The organism is Microbacterium sp. MYb64 (genome assembly GCF_002979495.1).
Lineage (GTDB): Bacteria > Actinomycetota > Actinomycetes > Actinomycetales > Microbacteriaceae > Microbacterium > Microbacterium azadirachtae_A.
The window spans coordinates 42,091-58,472 of sequence record NZ_PCOW01000015.1 but is presented as its reverse complement, the minus strand read 5'-3'; the positions used below and the strand labels follow the sequence as shown (position 1 = coordinate 58,472).

Sequence of the window (16,382 nt, the reverse complement as noted above, 5' to 3'; positions counted from 1 at the left end):
TCCACGCCCTTCCCCGAAAGGCACACCATGTCGAACCTCCGCGGCACCGTCCGCCTCACCGGCGTCGCCGTCCGCGCGATGCTCGTGCTCACCCTGCTCCTCGGCGTCGGCTACACGCTCGCCCTCACCGGCATCGGCCAGCTCGTGCTGCCCTGGCAGTCGAACGGATCCCTCGTCGACGCGGAGGGGAACGCCACGGGCGGCTGGACCGGCGGCGAGGCCCCGGTCGGCAGCGCCCTCATCGGCCAGTCCTTCACCGACGCGAAGGGCGACGCCCTGCCGCAGTACTTCCAGCCCCGTCCGTCCGCGGCGGGCGAGAAGGGCTACGACCCCACAGCCTCGGGCGGCAGCAACCTCGGCCCGAACAATCCCGACCTCGTGAAGGCGATCGCCGAGCGCCGTGCCGCGATCGCGGCCCGTGAGGGCGTCGCCGAGTCCGCGGTGCCCGCCGATGCCGTCACGGCCTCGGCCTCGGGGCTCGACCCGCACATCAGCCCGGCCTACGCGCTGCTCCAGGTGAACCGGGTCGCCGAGGCGCGCGGCCTGGATGCGTCCGCCGTGCGCACGCTGGTGGAGTCTAGGATTCAAACGCGCGATGCGGGATTCCTCGGCGAAGAGCGGGTGAACGTGCTCGCGCTGAACCAGGCCCTCGACGCCCTGCAGCGGTGAGACGCGGCGACGAGAGGGCACGTGCAGTGAGCGAGGCGATGATGGGCGCGAGGCGCGAGGGCGGATCCGGAGCCCGCGGCCGACTGCGCGTGCTGCTCGGCGCGGCGCCGGGCGTCGGCAAGACCTACGAGATGCTCGGAGAAGGGCGCCGTCTGTCCGAGGCCGGGCGCGACGTGGTCATCGGGATCGTGGAGACGCACGGCCGCGATGCGACGCTCGCGCAGACCAGGGGCATCGAGCAGGTGGCGCGCCGGACCGTGTCGCATCGCGGGGTGCAGCTCGACGAACTCGACGTCGACGCGGTGCTCGCGCGCCGGCCCGCGCTCGCCCTCATCGACGAGATGGCGCACACGAACGCGCCAGGATCCCGCAACGCCAAGCGCTGGCAGGACGTGCAGGAGCTGCTGGACGCGGGCATCGACGTCATCACGACCGTGAACGTGCAGCACATCGAGTCGCTCAACGCCGTGGTCGAGAAGATCACCGGGGTCGTGCAGCAGGAGACCGTGCCGGATGCGGTGATCCGCGGGGCCGACGAGGTGGAGGTCGTTGATCTCGCCCCGCAGACCCTGCGCGACCGCCTCTCGGCGGGTCAGGTGTATCCGGCCGAGCGGATCGACGCCGCCCTGTCGAACTACTTCCGCCTCGGCAACCTCACCGCCCTGCGTGAACTGGCGCTGCTGTGGCTGGCCGACGAGGTGGACAGCGCGCTGCGCAGCTACCGCACCCAGCACGGCATCGACAGCGCCTGGCAGGCCCGCGAGCGCGTGGTCGTCGCCCTCACCGGCGGCCCTGAAGGCGAGACCCTGCTGCGCCGCGGCGCGAGGATCGCCGCGCGCTCGGCCGGCGGCGAGCTGCTGGCCGTGCACGTCACGACGCAGGACGGACTGCGCGGCGACCGCCCAGGGGCGCTGAGCGCCCAGCGCGGCCTCGTGGAATCGCTCGGCGGCAGCTACCACCAGCTCGTCGGCGAAGACGTGCCCGGCACGCTGGTGGAGTTCGCGCAGTCCGTCGACGCGAGCCAGCTCGTGATCGGCGTGAGCCGGCGCTCCCGCCTCTCCGCGGCGCTCACCGGGCCGGGCATCGGCGCGGAGATCATCCGCCGCTCCGGCGACATCGACGTGCACATCGTCACGCATGCCGCGGCCGGCCGCCGCGGACCGCTCCCGTCGATCAGCGGCGGAGCCCTCGGGTGGCGACGCCAGCTGATCGGCTTCGCGGTGGCCCTGGTCGGCGGACCGCTGCTCTCGTGGCTGCTGTTCGCGCTCAAGGCGCCGGGATCCATCACGAGCGACGTGCTGAGCTACCAGCTGCTCGTCGTCGTGGTCGCCCTCATCGGCGGGCTCCGCCCCGCCCTGTTCGCCGCGGTGCTGAGCGGCATCACGCTCGATTTCCTCTTCGTCGAACCGCTCTTCACGGTGACGATCGCGGATCCGCTGCACGCCCTCGCGCTCGTCCTGTACGTCGTGATCGCGGTGCTCGTGAGCATCGTCGTGGACCAGGCCGCCCGGCGAGCCCGTGCCGCCCAGCGCGCCGCCGGAGAGGCCGAGCTGCTCGCCGCCGTGGCGGGCAACGTGCTGCGCGGCGACAGCGCCCCCACGGCCCTGGTCGCGCGGGCGCGCGAGGCGTTCGGGCTGAGTGGCATCCGGCTGCTCTCCCCCGACGGCACGGTGATCGCCGCCGACGGGGAGCCGCTGGCGGGGCACATCGACGGGACGGATCCCTCCGATTCCACGTCCGGCGAATCCGCGGCGGCACGACTGGGGCCTGCCGCGATGACTGCACCGCAGGTCGAGACGGTTCCGGTCGGCGTCGGTACGGACGGACGCCCGCGCGCGGTCCTCGAACTGCACGGGGCCGATCTCGACGCCGCGGGCCGCCGTCTGCTCGACGCGATCGTCGCCCAGCTCGCCGCGGCGATCGAGCACACGGATCTGCGCGAGACCGCGAGCCAGGCGGCGGTGCTCGCCGAGACCGACCAGGTGCGCAGCGCGCTGCTCTCCGCGCTCAGTCATGACCTGCGCCGGCCGCTCGCGGCCGCCGTCGCCGCGGTCGGCGGGCTCCGCAGCGCACACCGCCTGTCGGCGGAGGACCGCGCCGAGCTCGTCGAGACCGCCGACGAGAGCCTCGCCACCCTGTCCCGCCTCGTGACGGACCTGCTCGATGTCAGCCGCGTGCAGGCAGGAGTCCTGGCCGTGTCGCTCGCCCGGGTGGACGCGGGGGGCGGCGTGGTCTCGGCGCTCGATGAGCTGTCGCTCGGTCCCGCCGATGTCGAGCTCGCCCTGGATCCGGCGCTGCCGGGACTGCGCGCGGATCCGGTGCTCCTGCAGCGCGTGCTCGTGAACCTGCTCACCAACGCCGTGCGGCACTCGCCCGCAGGCGTCCGGGTGATCGTGTCGACGAGCCGGCTCGGCGAGCGCGCGGAGATCCGCGTCGCCGACCGCGGCGAGGGCATCCCCGAGGATCAGCGCGAGAGCGCGTTCCTGCCGTTCCAGCGGCACGGCGACACCGACAACACGACAGGTCTCGGCCTCGGCCTCGCTCTGTCCCGCGGTTTCACCGAGGGCATGGGCGGTACGCTGACGGCCGAGGACACCCCCGGCGGCGGCCTCACGATGGTGGTGTCGTTGCCGCTCACGGAGGCTCCCGGTCCGGAGGTTCCGGATCCCGACGCCCTCGTCGACGGCCCCGGCCCCGAGACCGGATCCCTCTTCTCGCTCCCGTCGCGAAAGGTGCCGGAAAACCGCGCGGAAAGCGGCAGTCTTCGCGACGGGAACGACCTGAATACGCCCACCGAGGAGGACCCGCGATGAAACTGCTCGTCGCCGACGACGACCCGCAGCTCGTGCGCGCCCTGCGGATCACGCTCGCCGCGCACGGCTACGACGTGATCGCGGCTCCGGATGGCGCCGCCGCGATCGCGATGGCCGCGCAGGCGCACCCCGACATCGTGCTGCTCGACCTCGGGATGCCGAAGCTCGACGGGATCGCCGTGATCGAGGCGCTGCGCGGCTGGAGCGACGTGCCGATCCTGGTCGTGTCGGGACGGACCGGATCCGCGGACAAGGTCGAGGCGCTCGACGCGGGCGCCGATGACTACGTCACGAAGCCGTTCCAGGTCGACGAGCTGCTCGCACGGCTGCGCGCCCTCGCCCGCCGTCGCGGCGGGGCTCCCGCCGAGTCGTCCGTTGCGTTCGGCGAGGTGGAGGTGGACCTGGCGGCCAAGGCGGTGACGCGCGGCGGATCCCGCGTGCACCTTACGCCGACGGAGTGGCAGATCCTCGAGCACCTGGCCCGGCATCCCGGCGCGCTCGTGACGCGGCAGGAGCTGCTGCGCGAGATCTGGGGCACCGAGCAGATCACGGACACCGGCTACCTGCGGCTGTACCTGTCGCAGCTGCGCAAGAAGCTCGAGCGCACCCCCAGCGCCCCCGAGCACCTGCTCACCGAGCAGGGCATGGGCTACCGCCTGGTGCTGGACCCGGCCTGACCCCCTTCGGGGTCGTTGAGCGCCCTTCGTCTCGTCGCTGCGCTCCTCGCTCAGGGACCGATCATCGGTCGCTGCGCTCCTCGCTCAGGGACCGGACCGAGGGCAGCCCGGGCTCACACGTCGCGGGAGCGCCAGAGCAGCCAGACGAAGTACGGGGCGCCGAGCACCGCGACCACGAGCCCCGCGGGCAGCTGCGCGGGGGCGATGACCGTGCGGCCCACCGCATCCGCGAGGCCCACCAGCACTGCGCCCAGCAGCACCGCGACCGGGACCACACGCGCATGCCGGGCGCCGACCAGGGCGCGCGCCGCGTGCGGGGCGACCAGACCGACGAAGCCGATGACCCCGACCGCCACCACGCTGAACGCCGCGAGCAGCGCGGCGACCGCGAGGATCAGCAGGCGCGAGCGCTCGAGCTTCACGCCGAGCACGCGCGGGGTGTCCTCGTCGAGCGCGAGCAGGTCGAGCTCCCGGCGGCGCAGCAGCACCACGGGCAGCGTGATCAGCAGCACCACGGCCAACGGCACCACCTGATCCCAGATCCGGCCGTAGGTCGTGCCGCTCAGCCACGTGTAGATCTTCGGGGTGTCGAACGGGCTCGACCGCAGCAGCACGAACGACGTGAGCGCGACCGCCGCCGACGAGACACCGATCCCGATCAGGATGAACCGGTCCGCGCTGAGTCCGCCGCGCCAGGCCAGCAGGTACACGAGCGCGAAGGCCGCGATCGCGCCGACCACCGCCGCCACGAGCATGCCAAACGTCGAGGCCGCGGCGCTCGTCACCACGAGCACGGCTCCGAGCCCCGCCCCGCCGGTGATGCCGAGGAGGCCCGGATCCGCGAGCGGGTTGCGGCTCACGGCCTGCGTGAGGCATCCGGCGAGCGCGAGGGCCGCGCCCGCGGTGACGGCGGCGATCACCCGAGGAGCCCGCTCGTCCAGCGCGAACGCGATCTGCGGGGGCGCCTGCCCCTGCAGCCAGAGCAGCACATCCCCGGTGAGCAGCGGCGTCGCGCCCAGCAGCATCCCGGCGATCACGACGACGACCACGAGCACTGCCGAGATCGCGAGCACGAGCCGGAAGCGCAGCGGCCCCCGCACGCCGAACCGGATCGACGGCGGACGCCGCGTGGGTCCGGAATCGCGCAGCCGCCGCGCCATCACCACGAGCACGACGGATCCGAGCACGGTCGTCGCCACCCCCGTGGGCACGGCGATCGCGCCCTCGGCCCCGATGACGAGCCGCAGCAGGGCGTCGGCGACGATCACCACGAGCGCGCCGATGAGACCGGACGCGGGCAGCAGCAGCGCGTGCCGGCCGAGGCCGGGCACGATCCGCACGAGCAGCCGCGCGAGCACCGGCGCGCACAGTCCGACGAAGCCGAGCGGGCCGGCGAGGGTGACGGCGGTCGCGGTCAGCACCACCGACAGCAGGATCCCCAGGATGCGCGTGGAGCGGATCCGCACGCCGAGGGACGCCGCCAGGTCGTCGCCGAGGGCGAGCACGTCGAGGCGGCGGGCGAGGAGCAGCGCCAGCAGCCCGGCGACCACGACGACCGGAGCTGCGCGCAGGAACGCCTCGAGGCCGAGCTGCGACAGACTGCCGCTCCCCCAGGCGAGCAGGCCCTTGGTCTGCTCGCTGAACAGGATCAGCAGGGCGGAGGTCGCGGCCTGGAACGCGAGGGCCAGGGCGGATCCGGCCAGCACGAGCCGGGTCGTCGAGGATCCGGCCCCTCCCGCGAGTCCCAGCACGATCACCGCGGCCAGGAGCCCGCCGGCGAACGCGACGATCCCCGATGCCCAGAACGGGATCGAGATCCCGAAGGCGGCGACCCCGGTGATCGCGAGATACGAGCCCGCCGTCACACCGAGGGTGTCGGGTGAGGCGAGCGAGTTGCGCGCCAGCGACTGCATGAGCAGGCCGGCCACGCCCAGGGCGACACCGACCGCGACGCCCGCCGCGAGGCGGGGCAGGCGCGCACCGAGCAGGATCTCCGGATCGGCCCAGACCGCCCCGCTCGTCCCCTGTGTCAGATGCCAGCCCGCGGCGGCGACGAGCGCGAGCAGGAGGAGGATCAGCACCCCGACGGCGCCGAGGCGCGCGCGGACGCCCGTGCTCGGGGTCGCCCCGCGAACCGAAGGCGAGACGAGACGCCGCACTCTCGCTGGGGTGCCGCGTTTCGTCACTTCGACCGGCTCCGCCCGCTCTTCGACCCGCATCGCGCTCATCGCCTCCGGGTCACCGGGTGAACGCGGCGACGTACGCGTCGGCGATCCTCTCGGCCGAGCGGGGTCCGCCGAACGTCCAGATGCCGGTCGGGAACGCGTGGGTCCGCTTCTCCTTGACCGCCGGGATCGAGGCCCAGGCCGGGTTCTTCTCGGCCGCCGTGATGAAGCTGTCGCTGTCGGGGTCGTCGGTGCCGGTGTACAGCAGCGTCGCGGATCCGACGGTCGTCATGCCCTCGATGTCGGTGCTGCCGAGCCCGTAGGCGGGGTCGGTCTCGCCCTTCCACACGTTCGTGAGGCCCAGCTCGCCGCCGATCGCGCCGATGAGCGAACCGGTGCCGAACGGCCGCAGCGAGACGGTGCCGCCGTCGACCCAGCCGTCGAAGTAGACGAAGTCGGTGCTCTCCGGCTTCGCGGCGGCGAGGGTCTTCTTCGCCTCCTCGAGGTGGCTCTTCATCTCCGTCGTGACGACCTGGGCACGCTCGGTGCGGCCCGTGGCCTGCGCGATCAGGTCGAAGGTCGCGAGCAGTTGCTTCACCGGGTCCTTCGCATCGGCGCCGATGGTCACGAGCACGGGAACGCCGTACTTCTCGAGCTGGCCGATGATCGCATCGTCGCGGGTCTTCGCCTCGACGACCACCAGGTCGGGCTTGGTCTGGAACAGCGCGTCGAGGTTCGGCTCCTGGCGGGTGCCGACGTCCTTGACGCCTTCGGGCAGCGTCTCCGCCTTGTCCCACTGGCGGTAGCCGGCGGCATCCGCCACCGCGACGGGCGTCACGCACAGCGAGAGCGCGTCCTCCACCTGCTGCCACTCCAGCACGGCGACGCGCTCGGCGGGCTTGTCGAGCTTCACAGTGCGGCCGAGGGCGTCGGTCACGCTGACCGGCCCCGTGGCGGTGGTCGTGCTGTCCTTGGCGCACTCGGCGCTCGCGGCGGGTGCGGCACTGTCGGTGGGTGAGGCGACGGAGGTCGTCCCGCAGCCGGCGAGGGCGAGGGTGGTCGCCGCGAGCAGCGAGAGGACGGCGAGGGGCTTGCGCATGGTTCTCCAGGGTCGGTGGTCGGGGATGGTGAGGAAGATCGAGATCGGGGATCCGGCCGCGCCGAGACGCGTCAGCGCGGGGATGCCGTCGTGCGGCGCACCCGCAGGGATGCGGTGCGGACGCGTCCGCCGGCGGTCAGGCCGGCTGCGGTTCGCGAGCGGGGCGACGTGCGGCGTGCCGCCCGCGCGGGATCACGCGTACTCGACCGTCGTCGTCGAGCGCGGTGTCGATGCGCAGCCCGTAGGCCGCGGACAGGTTCTCGCCGGTGAGCACTTCGGCCGGGGTGCCGTCGGCGCGCACGCGACCGTCGTGGAGGAGCACGACGCGGTCGGCGACCGCGGCGGCGTGGTCGAGGTCGTGCAGCACGACGCCCAGGGCCGTGCCCGCGTCGGCGAGGTCGCGGATGAGGTCGAGCGTCTCGATCTGGTAGCGCAGGTCGAGGTGGTTGGTCGGCTCGTCGAGCAGCAGGATGGGCGTGGTCTGCGCGAGCGCGGTCGCCAGCCAGACGCGCTGCAGCTCCCCTCCGGAGAGCTCGTCCACGGGACGTGCGCCCATCGCGCCAAGGCCGGTGAGGTCGAGCGCCCTGTCGATGGCCGCGCGGTCCTCGTCGCGCAGGCCGGAGAAGCGGCCGCGATGCGGGTGCCGGCCAAAGGCGACGACATCGCGCACCTCGAGGCCCGAGGGATGCGGACGCGACTGCGACAGCATCGCCACGGTGCGCGCGAACTCCTTCGCGTCCAGCGCCGCGGCGTCGCGGTCGGCGCCGGCGGCGTCGATGCGCACGGATCCGGCGTGGATGCGGTGCAGCCGCGCGATGGCCCGCAGCGCCGTGGATTTCCCGCTGCCGTTCGGGCCGATGAGCGCCGTGACGGACCCGGGCCGGAGCGTGAGGGCGACGTCGTGCACGACGGGCGTGCGGCCGTAGTGCAGCGCCAAGCCCTCAGCCACGAGTCCGGCCGCCGGGAAGGAGCCGGAGGAATCCCGATTCGTCATGTTAGGGGAGCCTAACCTATCCTGATGAACGTGTCACATCACCCCTACCGCACCTATCGCACCACCGTCGCGCGTCGCGAGCAGCTGTCGCCGAACTTCCTGCGCATGACGCTGACCGGCCCCGATCTCGTGCATTTCGGCACTGCGGGCCTCGATCAGCGGATCAAGCTCGTGCTGCCGCTGTCCGACGGATCCTTCACCGACGTCGGCCAGTTCGACGAATCGGTCGGCATGATGGAGTGGTATCGCCGGTGGCGAGAACTCCCAGATGAGACCCGCAATCCGATTCGCACGTACACGATCCGCGCTGTCCGGCCCGAGACCCGCGAGATCGACGTCGACTTCGTGCTGCACGGCACGGAGGGCCCCGCATCCGCCTGGGCCTCCGCCGCGGGCCCCGGAGCGCCGCTGGTCGTGATCGGCCCCGATGCGCGCGCCGACGAGACCGGCGGGCTGGAGTGGAACCCGGGCGATGCCGGGTCGGTGCTCATCGCCGGGGACGAGACCGCGGTGCCGGCGATCTGCGCGATCGTCGAATCGCTTCCCGCGCACGTGACCGGATCCGTCTACATCGAGGTGCCCACCGAGGCGGACGCGCTGCCGCTCGCGGCCCCCGAGGGCGTGGCGGTCCGGTGGCTGGCCCGCGGAAGCGCCGCGCACGGGCTGCGGCTGAGTGCCGCCGTGCACGCCTGGGGCGAGACGAGGGTCGCCGAGACGACCGCCTCGGCCGGCGCCGCGCCCGCCGGGACGGAGCTCGCGGATCCGGACGAGGACGAGGTGCTCTGGGAGGTGCCGGAGTCGTCGGTCGGATCCTGCTACGCGTGGCTGGCGGGCGAGGCGAGCACGATCACGGCGCTGCGCCGCCACCTCGTGCGCGGCCTCGGCATCGACCGACGCTCGGTGGCGTTCATGGGTTACTGGCGCCGCGGACGGGCCGAGGCCGCCTGAAGGCGGCCGGGTCCGGGTCGGTGCTCCGCGCTGTCCCGTGCGCGGAGCACCCACCGGACCCCAGAACGCCTCATCGAGCGATTCCATCCGCACCGCGAGCCTGCGGGGGGCAACACCTCGCGACGCGGCGATCGCCCGCCCCGGCGAACCGAGGTGAGGCGCATGCGGGCGTGTCCGGGCACGCCCGACTAACAGTCAATCAGCCGCAGGGATGACCGGGGCCGGAATCCGCATCATCTCACCCTGTATTTCACCCGGATCGCCACGTCCGATTTCCGCCAGACCCGAGGTCGCGACAGGACGACGCTGGAGTCATGGCCGCTCCTTCGCGCTCCGCACTTCTCACCGCATCGGCGTATCTCGCACTCGCGCTCACGTGGGGATCGAGCTTCCTGCTGATGAAGGTCTCGCTCGGCTCTTTCAGCCCTGCGCAGATCGCGATCGGCCGCATCCTCATCGGCGCGCTCACCCTCGGCGCCCTCATGGCGCTCACGCGGCGCCGATGGCCAAGGGAGCGGCGGATCTGGGGGCATATGACGGTCGTCGCGGTGTTCCTGTGCGTCCTGCCGTTCCTGCTCTTCGCGTGGGCGGAGACTCTGCTGCCTTCCGGGATCGCCGCCGTCATCAACGCGACAACCCCGATCTGGACCGCGATCGCGACGGCGCTCACCGTGCGGGGAACTCGCCTGCATCCCGGCCAGGTCGTCGGCGTCCTGCTCGGCCTCTGCGGCGTCGCCCTGGCCATGGGCGCATGGCAGGTGGTGAGCGATCCGGCCTTCCTCGCCTCCTTCCCCGCGCAGCTCGCGTGCCTCGGAGCGACCGCCTCATACGGGATCGCCTTCACCTGGATGCAGCGCTTCGTGACGGGACGGCACCACCACGACGCGCTGTCGACCGCCGCCGTGCAGCTGACCGCGGCCGCGGCGATCGGGCTCCTCCTCGCTCCGTTCCTCGCGCTCGAGCCGATCCGCGGCGGTTTCGCGCCTGCTCCGGTGCTCGCGCTCACGACGCTCGGGGTGCTGGGGACCGGGTTGGCCTACATCTGGAACACCCGGGTGCTCTCGGCCTGGGGCGCCGTCGCCGCCGCGAGCGTCACCTACCTCACGCCGCTCGTCGGCATCGCGCTGGGCGTGATCCTGCTCGCGGAACCCCTCACCTGGTACGAGCCCTTGGGGGCTCTGGTGATCATCCTCAGCGTGCTTCTCGTGCAGCGCCGGTTCGACGAGCTGCTGCTCGTCCTCAGGCGCCGGTCGAGTGACGCCGCCGCCGTGTGACGGCGCCGTCCCATCGGCGCGGTCGGCCCTCGCTCAGCCGCCGATGCCCACGCCTCGCTGGATGAGGCGGTCGAACACACGGGCAGGCAGGATCCGGTGCGCGAAGACCAGGGGCTTCGCACCGAAGCCGATGCGATAGCGGGCGCGCGGCCGGCGGGCGGTCGCCGCCTTCGTGATCGCGCGGGCGACGACGTCCGGCGAGGAGGTCATCCTGGCTCCCGGCGATGAGCTGCCGGCGAGGGTGGTCGCGACCGCCTCCGCCTGAGCCCGATACGGGCCGTTGCCGGAAGTCTCCCGAACATTGGCCGCGGCGATCGCGCCCCACTCGGTGCGGATGGATCCGGGCTGGACGACGACCACCTCGATGCCGAACGGCGCCAACTCCATGCGCAGGGCGTCGCTGATCGCCTCGACCGCGTACTTGCTCGCGTGGTACCACGCGCCCAGCGGGGTCGTGAAGTTGCCGCCCATCGAAGAGATGTTGATGATCGTGCCGCTGCGCTGTGCGCGCAGCTGCGGCAGCACCAGCTGCGCCATCCTCGCGAGTCCGAGCACGTTCACGTCGAGCTGCGCCTGCGCCTCGGAGAGCGGCACGTCCTCGAGCGCGCCATACGATCCGTACCCCGCGTTGTTCACGAGGACGTCGATCCGCCCCTGCTCCACGAGGATCTGCGCGACCGCGGCCTGCGCCGAGGCATCGTCCGTCACGTCCAGGGCGATCGTGTGCACCCCGGCGTCCCGCAGCCCCGCCATCCGGTCCAGGCGGCGCGCGGCGGCGTAGACCGTGAAGCCCGCATCCTTCAGGTGGCGCGCGGCGGACTCTCCGATGCCGGAGGAGGCCCCCGTGACGAGTGCGACCTTCGTATCCATGACGACCTCTCCGCTTCTCCTGGAACCCGTGTTCATTATCGGACCGATGTTGGTCGGTCCGGGGATCCGTCGTTCCGCGCATGCCGCCGACTCGCGAGACGTGCGAGCGGGATTCGCAGGGCAGCCGGCTCAGCGGGCGCGCTGGGCGACAGCGGCCTCCGTGCGGGAGGAGACGCCGAGCTTGCGCAGGATCGCGGAGACGTGCACGCTCGCGGTCTTCCCGCTGATGAACAGGCGCTCGCCGATCTGCCGATTGCTGAGCCCCTCTGCGATGAGGTCGAGCACCTGCTGCTCGCGCGCGGTGAGCTCCACGCTCTCCGCGGCGTGCGCTGCACGCGATCCCGCGCGGTGCAGCCCTGCCGCCTCGATGAACTCCGCGGTACGCCGTCGCAGCCGGTCGTGGCCGAGCGCCTCCGCGGATGCGGCAGCCTCCGCGGCCATGTCGACCGCGGACGCCCTGTCGCCGTCCGCCACGAACACCCGTGCCCGCTCCAGCCGGACGAGCGGGCGGAACACCGCCGGCACGTCGTCGCCGTCGGCAGCCATGATCGCCGCATCGAGCTGCGCCCCGTCCGCATCCAGCACAGCCATCAGCACAGCCGCCCAGTGCGGATGCTGCAGCTCGACCGGCAGCGACGACCACGCGGCTCGCACGATCCCGGCGGTCTCCTCGGCGAGCGCGCCGTGGCCGTCCGCGCGCAGATCCGCGACCGCCCGACCGCCCTCGAGCAGGATCCGTCCCAGCAGCGCGAGCCGCTGCCCCGGATCCTCGATCACCTCGCGCAGCCCCGCCGCGGCACGGACCGGATCCCCGAGACCGAGCGCGATCAGGATCTCGACATCGTGCAGCGAGTACCAGACCTGTCGCTCGACGTCGGCGACGGCCTCGGCGGTCGCGCGCCACTCGCGCAGCAGCTGCTCCGCCTCATCCATACCGCCGCGCCACACCAGCGTGCGGATCCGCGACATCGTCGAGTACATCCGGAACACCTGCAGGGTGCGCATCGTCATGTCGTGCGCGGTCGCCTCCTCGGCGCGCGCGATCTCGCCGAGCTCGATGAGCGGCTCGACCATGTTGTGGGACAGGATCGAGCCGGTCGCCCGCTCGACGCCCAGCCGACGGGAATGCGCGACTCCGGCCTCGGCGACCTCGACCGCCTCGCGGAAACGGCCGATCATGTTCAGCGTGTCCGCGTAGTTGACCCGGTAGCGCAGTTGCGCATCGTGGTCGGTCGCGTGCTGCCAGGACAGCCGGAAATCATCGAGCCCCGCGGCCACCTGCCCCAGATGCACACGCGCGCAGCCGCGGAGGTTCCCTGCGACCGACATCGCACCGTCGAAGCCGATCGCCTCGGCGGCGCGGTACGCCTCATCCGCGGTGCTCACGGCCTGCTCCAGCTGCCCGCCCACGAGGTAGCGCCCTGCCAGATAGCCGAGCAGCGTCGTGCGCAGCCGCTCCTCGCCCTCGCGCCCCTCGATGACCGAGAGCGCTTCGGTCAGCAGCTCCACGGATCCATGCCGGCCGAGGTTCTGCAGGTAGAGGGCCTTGTCTCGCAGCAGCCGGGCGTGCACGGCCGGCTCGACCTCGGCGCGGTCGATCTCGGCGAGCGCGAGCGAGACGACGGTGAGCGCCCGCTCGCCGTCGCCGCCGTTGCGCAGGATCGACCCGAACTGGGCGAGCAGCGGGATCCGCCCGATGCCGGCGACCTCCTGCGCATCGGGCACCTGGTCCCACAGCTCCAGGGCGAGCTCGCCGAAGCGTGCGGAGGTCGAGAAGGCGTAGCTGTTCTTGGCCTGCAGCATGGCGGTGACCGCGGCGGCGAGCGCCCGCGGCGAATCGTGCGACTGATGCCAGTGGAAGGCGAGGGCGGACGCGGATCCCCCCGAGGCCTCGAGCGCATCGGCGTAGGCCCAGTGCAGGCGGGCGCGCTCGCCCGGCAGCAGGTCGTCGTGCACGGCCTCGCGCAGCAGCGCGTGCCGGAAGCCGTATGCGGAGTCGCCGCGCACCGCGAGCACGCCCGTGGCCATCGCCTCGCGGAGGGCGTCGTCGAGACGCTCGCCGTCGAAGCCCGCGAGCGTGGTGAGCAGGTCGTGCGAGATCGGATCGTCGGATCCCGACGCCAGCCGGACGATGCGCTTCGCGTCGTCCTCGAGGGCGTCGAAGCGCGCGAGCAGCACGTCGCGGAGGGTGTCAGGCATGGGCCCCTGCACGTTGCAGAGCAGTTCCTCGATGAAGAACGGCACGCCCTCGCTGCGCTCCATGAGTCGCGCGAGCCCCGCATCGTCGACCGTTCCGCGCAGGCGCTGCACCAGGTCGCGCACCTCGATCGCGTCGAGCCGCTTCAGGGTGACCCGGTCGAGCAGCCGGGCGCGCTCCGCCTCGGCGAAGAACGTGCGCACCTCGCCCCCGCGGCGCACCTCGTCGATGCGGCAGGTGAGCAGGAACAGCACGGGGCGGCCCGCAAGGGCGCGGAGCAGGAAGGAGAGCATCGACAGCGTCGCGGCGTCGGCCCAGTGCAGGTCTTCGATCACGACCACCACGGGACGGGTCGCGGAGGCCGCCTCGAGGAGGTTCGCGATCGTCTCGCGCAGCCCCTCCGGACGGATCGCGGACCGGTCGACCGGAGCGGTCGCGCGCTCGGGCAGCAGCAGCTGCAGGGCGTCGCGGCCCGGGCCTGCGGCCTCGTCTGCACGATCGCCGAGCTCGTCGAGCAGTCCGCGCAGGATCGCCGGGAGCGGGCCGAAGGGCGCCGGCGTGGATCCGTAGTCGAGGCACCAGCCCGTCAGCACGGTGACCTCGTCCGCCACGCGGCGGCGGAACTCGGCCGTCAGCCGGGACTTGCCGATGCCCGCCTCGCCGCCCACGAGCACGGAGGCGGACTCGCCGGCACCGGAACGGCGCAGGGCGTCGTCGAGGAGCGCGAGTTCGGCATCGCGCCCGACCATGGCGGCCGACGTGGTGGCGAGGGACATGTCTTCATCGTGCCACCAGCCACGGACATCGGGCGCCGCCACGGGCACTGCGCCGCTCTCGGCAGAACCGGGGGATGCCCCGCGAGACGCGGAAGAGCCTCCCGACGGCAGTGGATCCGGTGCCGGATCCGTCGTCGGGAGGCTCTCGAGGTCGGGCGCATCCTGGGTCGCAGGTCGCGCGGACGTCGCGGTGTCGGGCGCCGAGGCGGACGCCGGAGCGCTCATGCGGCGTGCGAGCCGCAGCCGACCAGCTCGCTCGCGCGGGCGTCGTCCTCGGTCTGCACGGATGCGGCGGGCACGAGCCCGGCGATCGGTGCGGGGGTTGTGGCTGCCGCGGGCACCGCGCTCGCACTCGCACGGCTCGCGGGAGCGGGCTCGGCGGGCGCCGTCGCGGCCTGCGCAGGCGCGGGGGCCGGCACGACCTCGGCACGGCGGTCCTGCAGCCGACCCAGCATCCGACGCAGGAATCCGTCGCGGCGCACGATCATGTCGGCGTGCTCTGCGGCCATCCTGGCGCGCTCGGCACGGATCGCGGCCTGCTCGATCTCGAGCGTGGTGATGCGGTAGCTCATCGCGTAGTTCAGTTCCATGATGTCTCCTCCTCCGGTACTCATACGCTCGTCGCTAAGGCCCCCTCCCCCCATCCGTCAGATGCCTTAACTTCCGCCCCAGGCACCTCAGATCTGATCCGCGAGACTGCAACTGGGCGACGAGACAGCGCCGCAGAAGCGCAGTCTCGTCGCGGAGATGGAGTCTCGCGGTCAAGGAGGGCGGGGGCACGGAGCCGCGCACGCCCGCGGGGCACAGGCGGCCGGACTACCGTGGGAGCATGCGCCCGCTCGCCGCCCTCCGTGCCGCCCGACGCGCGCCGCTGCTGCAGGTCGCGAAGTCGGCGGCGGCCACGATCGCGGCCTGGCTGGTCGCGGGCTGGCTCGTCCCGGGGCACCTGCCCGTGTTCGCGGCGATCGCCGCGCTGCTCGTGGTGCAGCCGAGCGTGAACCAGTCGTTCGCGAAGGCCGTGGAGCGCAGCTTCGGAGTGATCGCCGGCGTCGTGATCGCGGTGCTCCTGAGCCTCGCGCTCGGCGGGCTCAGCTGGGTCGTGCTGCTCGCGGTCGTGGTGGCGATGGTCGTCGCGTGGTCGTTCAAGGCCACCCCTGGCACCGCGAACCAGGTCGCGATCTCGGCGATGCTCGTGCTCGCGCTCGGCTCCGCGAGCCCCGACTACGCGGTGGACCGGATCCTGGAGACCCTGATCGGCGCGGCGATCGGCTTCGTGGTGAACGTCGCCGTGGTGCCGCCCGTGCTGGTCGCCCCTGCACGGCGCGACCTGACGCTCCTCGGCGGGGAGCTCGCCGCGACCCTCGACCGCCTGGGCGACGCGATCGCGGTGGAGCAGAGCCCCGCCCGCCTGCAGGAGCTCATGCTCGAGGCACGGCTGCTGCGCCCGATGAAAGACGCGGCCGACGCCTCGGTGATCGCCGGGGAGGAGTCGCTCACGCTGAACCCGCGCGGCTCGCGGCACCGTTCCGAGCTCGCCGCGTCGCGTGCGCTGCTGGAGCGCCTCGGACCGATCGTGACGCAGGTGATCGGCATGACCCGCGCCTATGTCGACCAGTACGACGACGCGCTCCCCGCTGAGCGGTCCGTCGCGCCGATCGCCGAGCAGCTGCACCGCGCGGGCCACGACGTGCGCCTCGCCGTGCAGCTGGCCGAGGTGGATCCGGAGCCCGAGGCGCTGACCTCCGCGATCCCGGCACTGACGTCGCCGCTGGACATCCGCCCGCCCTCGTCACGCCATTGGGTGCTGATCGGATCCCTCACGGAGGATCTGCGTCGTATCCGCGCCGGGCTGCGCGACGAGGACTGAAGCGAGAGTCCCGCACAGGGGCCGACCACAGAC

The 16,382-nt window shown here is 72.7% G+C and carries 12 protein-coding genes; 6 read left to right on the top strand and 6 right to left on the bottom strand.

Annotation, left to right across the window (positions count from 1 at the left end):
- The first annotated feature begins 27 nt into the window (after positions 1–27).
- Genes kdpC through CQ044_RS13610 form a run of 3 tightly spaced genes read left to right on the top strand, consistent with a single transcriptional unit; the run spans position 28 to position 4,159 of the window.
- On the top strand, positions 28–669 hold the full coding sequence (gene kdpC, locus CQ044_RS13620) for a potassium-transporting ATPase subunit KdpC (protein WP_105688965.1): 642 nt from the start codon (positions 28–30) through the stop codon (positions 667–669).
- Between the two features lie 41 nt (positions 670–710).
- Positions 711–3,482 (top strand): ATP-binding protein, encoded by a 2,772-nt coding sequence (locus CQ044_RS13615; RefSeq protein WP_105688996.1) that lies wholly within the window; start codon positions 711–713, stop codon positions 3,480–3,482.
- A complete protein-coding gene (locus CQ044_RS13610; protein ID WP_105688964.1) occupies positions 3,479–4,159 on the top strand; it encodes a response regulator in 681 nt (226 codons plus the stop codon). Before CQ044_RS13615 ends, CQ044_RS13610 begins: the two co-directional genes overlap by 4 nt.
- Positions 4,160–4,272: 113 nt before the next feature.
- On the opposite strand, the gene CQ044_RS13605 is transcribed toward CQ044_RS13610, so the two are convergent.
- The 3 genes from CQ044_RS13605 to CQ044_RS13595 form a co-directional block, all read right to left on the bottom strand.
- Positions 4,273–6,387, bottom strand: a complete 2,115-nt coding sequence (locus CQ044_RS13605) for an iron ABC transporter permease (protein ID WP_258133312.1) — start codon at positions 6,385–6,387, stop codon at positions 4,273–4,275.
- 10 nt (positions 6,388–6,397) lie between these two features.
- The gene (locus CQ044_RS13600; RefSeq protein ID WP_105688963.1) at positions 6,398–7,423 is read right to left on the bottom strand and encodes an iron-siderophore ABC transporter substrate-binding protein; all 1,026 of its coding nucleotides are present in this window, start codon (positions 7,421–7,423) and stop codon (positions 6,398–6,400) included.
- A 136-nt stretch (positions 7,424–7,559) separates the two neighbouring features.
- Positions 7,560–8,417, bottom strand: coding sequence for an ABC transporter ATP-binding protein (locus tag CQ044_RS13595; protein ID WP_105688962.1), 858 nt, complete (start codon positions 8,415–8,417; stop codon positions 7,560–7,562).
- 24 nt (positions 8,418–8,441) lie between these two features.
- Between CQ044_RS13595 and CQ044_RS13590 the strand changes: the two genes are divergently transcribed.
- Together CQ044_RS13590 and CQ044_RS13585 are read left to right on the top strand one after the other, a co-directional pair.
- Positions 8,442–9,365 carry a siderophore-interacting protein gene (locus tag CQ044_RS13590; protein ID WP_105688961.1) on the top strand — a complete coding sequence of 308 codons (924 nt, stop codon included), beginning with the start codon at positions 8,442–8,444 and terminating at the stop codon, positions 9,363–9,365.
- Positions 9,366–9,679: 314 nt separating this feature from the next.
- A complete protein-coding gene (locus CQ044_RS13585; protein WP_105688960.1) occupies positions 9,680–10,639 on the top strand; it encodes a DMT family transporter in 960 nt (319 codons plus the stop codon).
- 33 nt (positions 10,640–10,672) lie between these two features.
- Here the strand turns inward: CQ044_RS13585 and CQ044_RS13580 are convergent, their stop codons facing one another.
- The 3 genes from CQ044_RS13580 to CQ044_RS13570 all read right to left on the bottom strand — a co-directional run bounded on the left by CQ044_RS13580 (position 10,673) and on the right by CQ044_RS13570 (position 15,072).
- Positions 10,673–11,509, bottom strand: a complete 837-nt coding sequence (locus CQ044_RS13580; protein WP_105688959.1) for an oxidoreductase — start codon at positions 11,507–11,509, stop codon at positions 10,673–10,675.
- A gap of 129 nt (positions 11,510–11,638) precedes the next feature.
- Entirely contained in the window at positions 11,639–14,482 is a 2,844-nt protein-coding gene (locus tag CQ044_RS19920) for a helix-turn-helix transcriptional regulator (RefSeq protein WP_181158319.1), read from the bottom strand.
- Between the two features lie 221 nt (positions 14,483–14,703).
- Positions 14,704–15,072 (bottom strand): hypothetical protein, encoded by a 369-nt coding sequence (locus CQ044_RS13570; protein WP_105688957.1) that lies wholly within the window; start codon positions 15,070–15,072, stop codon positions 14,704–14,706.
- A gap of 239 nt (positions 15,073–15,311) precedes the next feature.
- On the opposite strand from CQ044_RS13570, the gene CQ044_RS13565 reads away from it, so the two are divergent.
- Entirely contained in the window at positions 15,312–16,349 is a 1,038-nt protein-coding gene (locus CQ044_RS13565; protein WP_105688956.1) for an aromatic acid exporter family protein, read from the top strand.
- Positions 16,350–16,382: the final 33 nt, after the last annotated feature.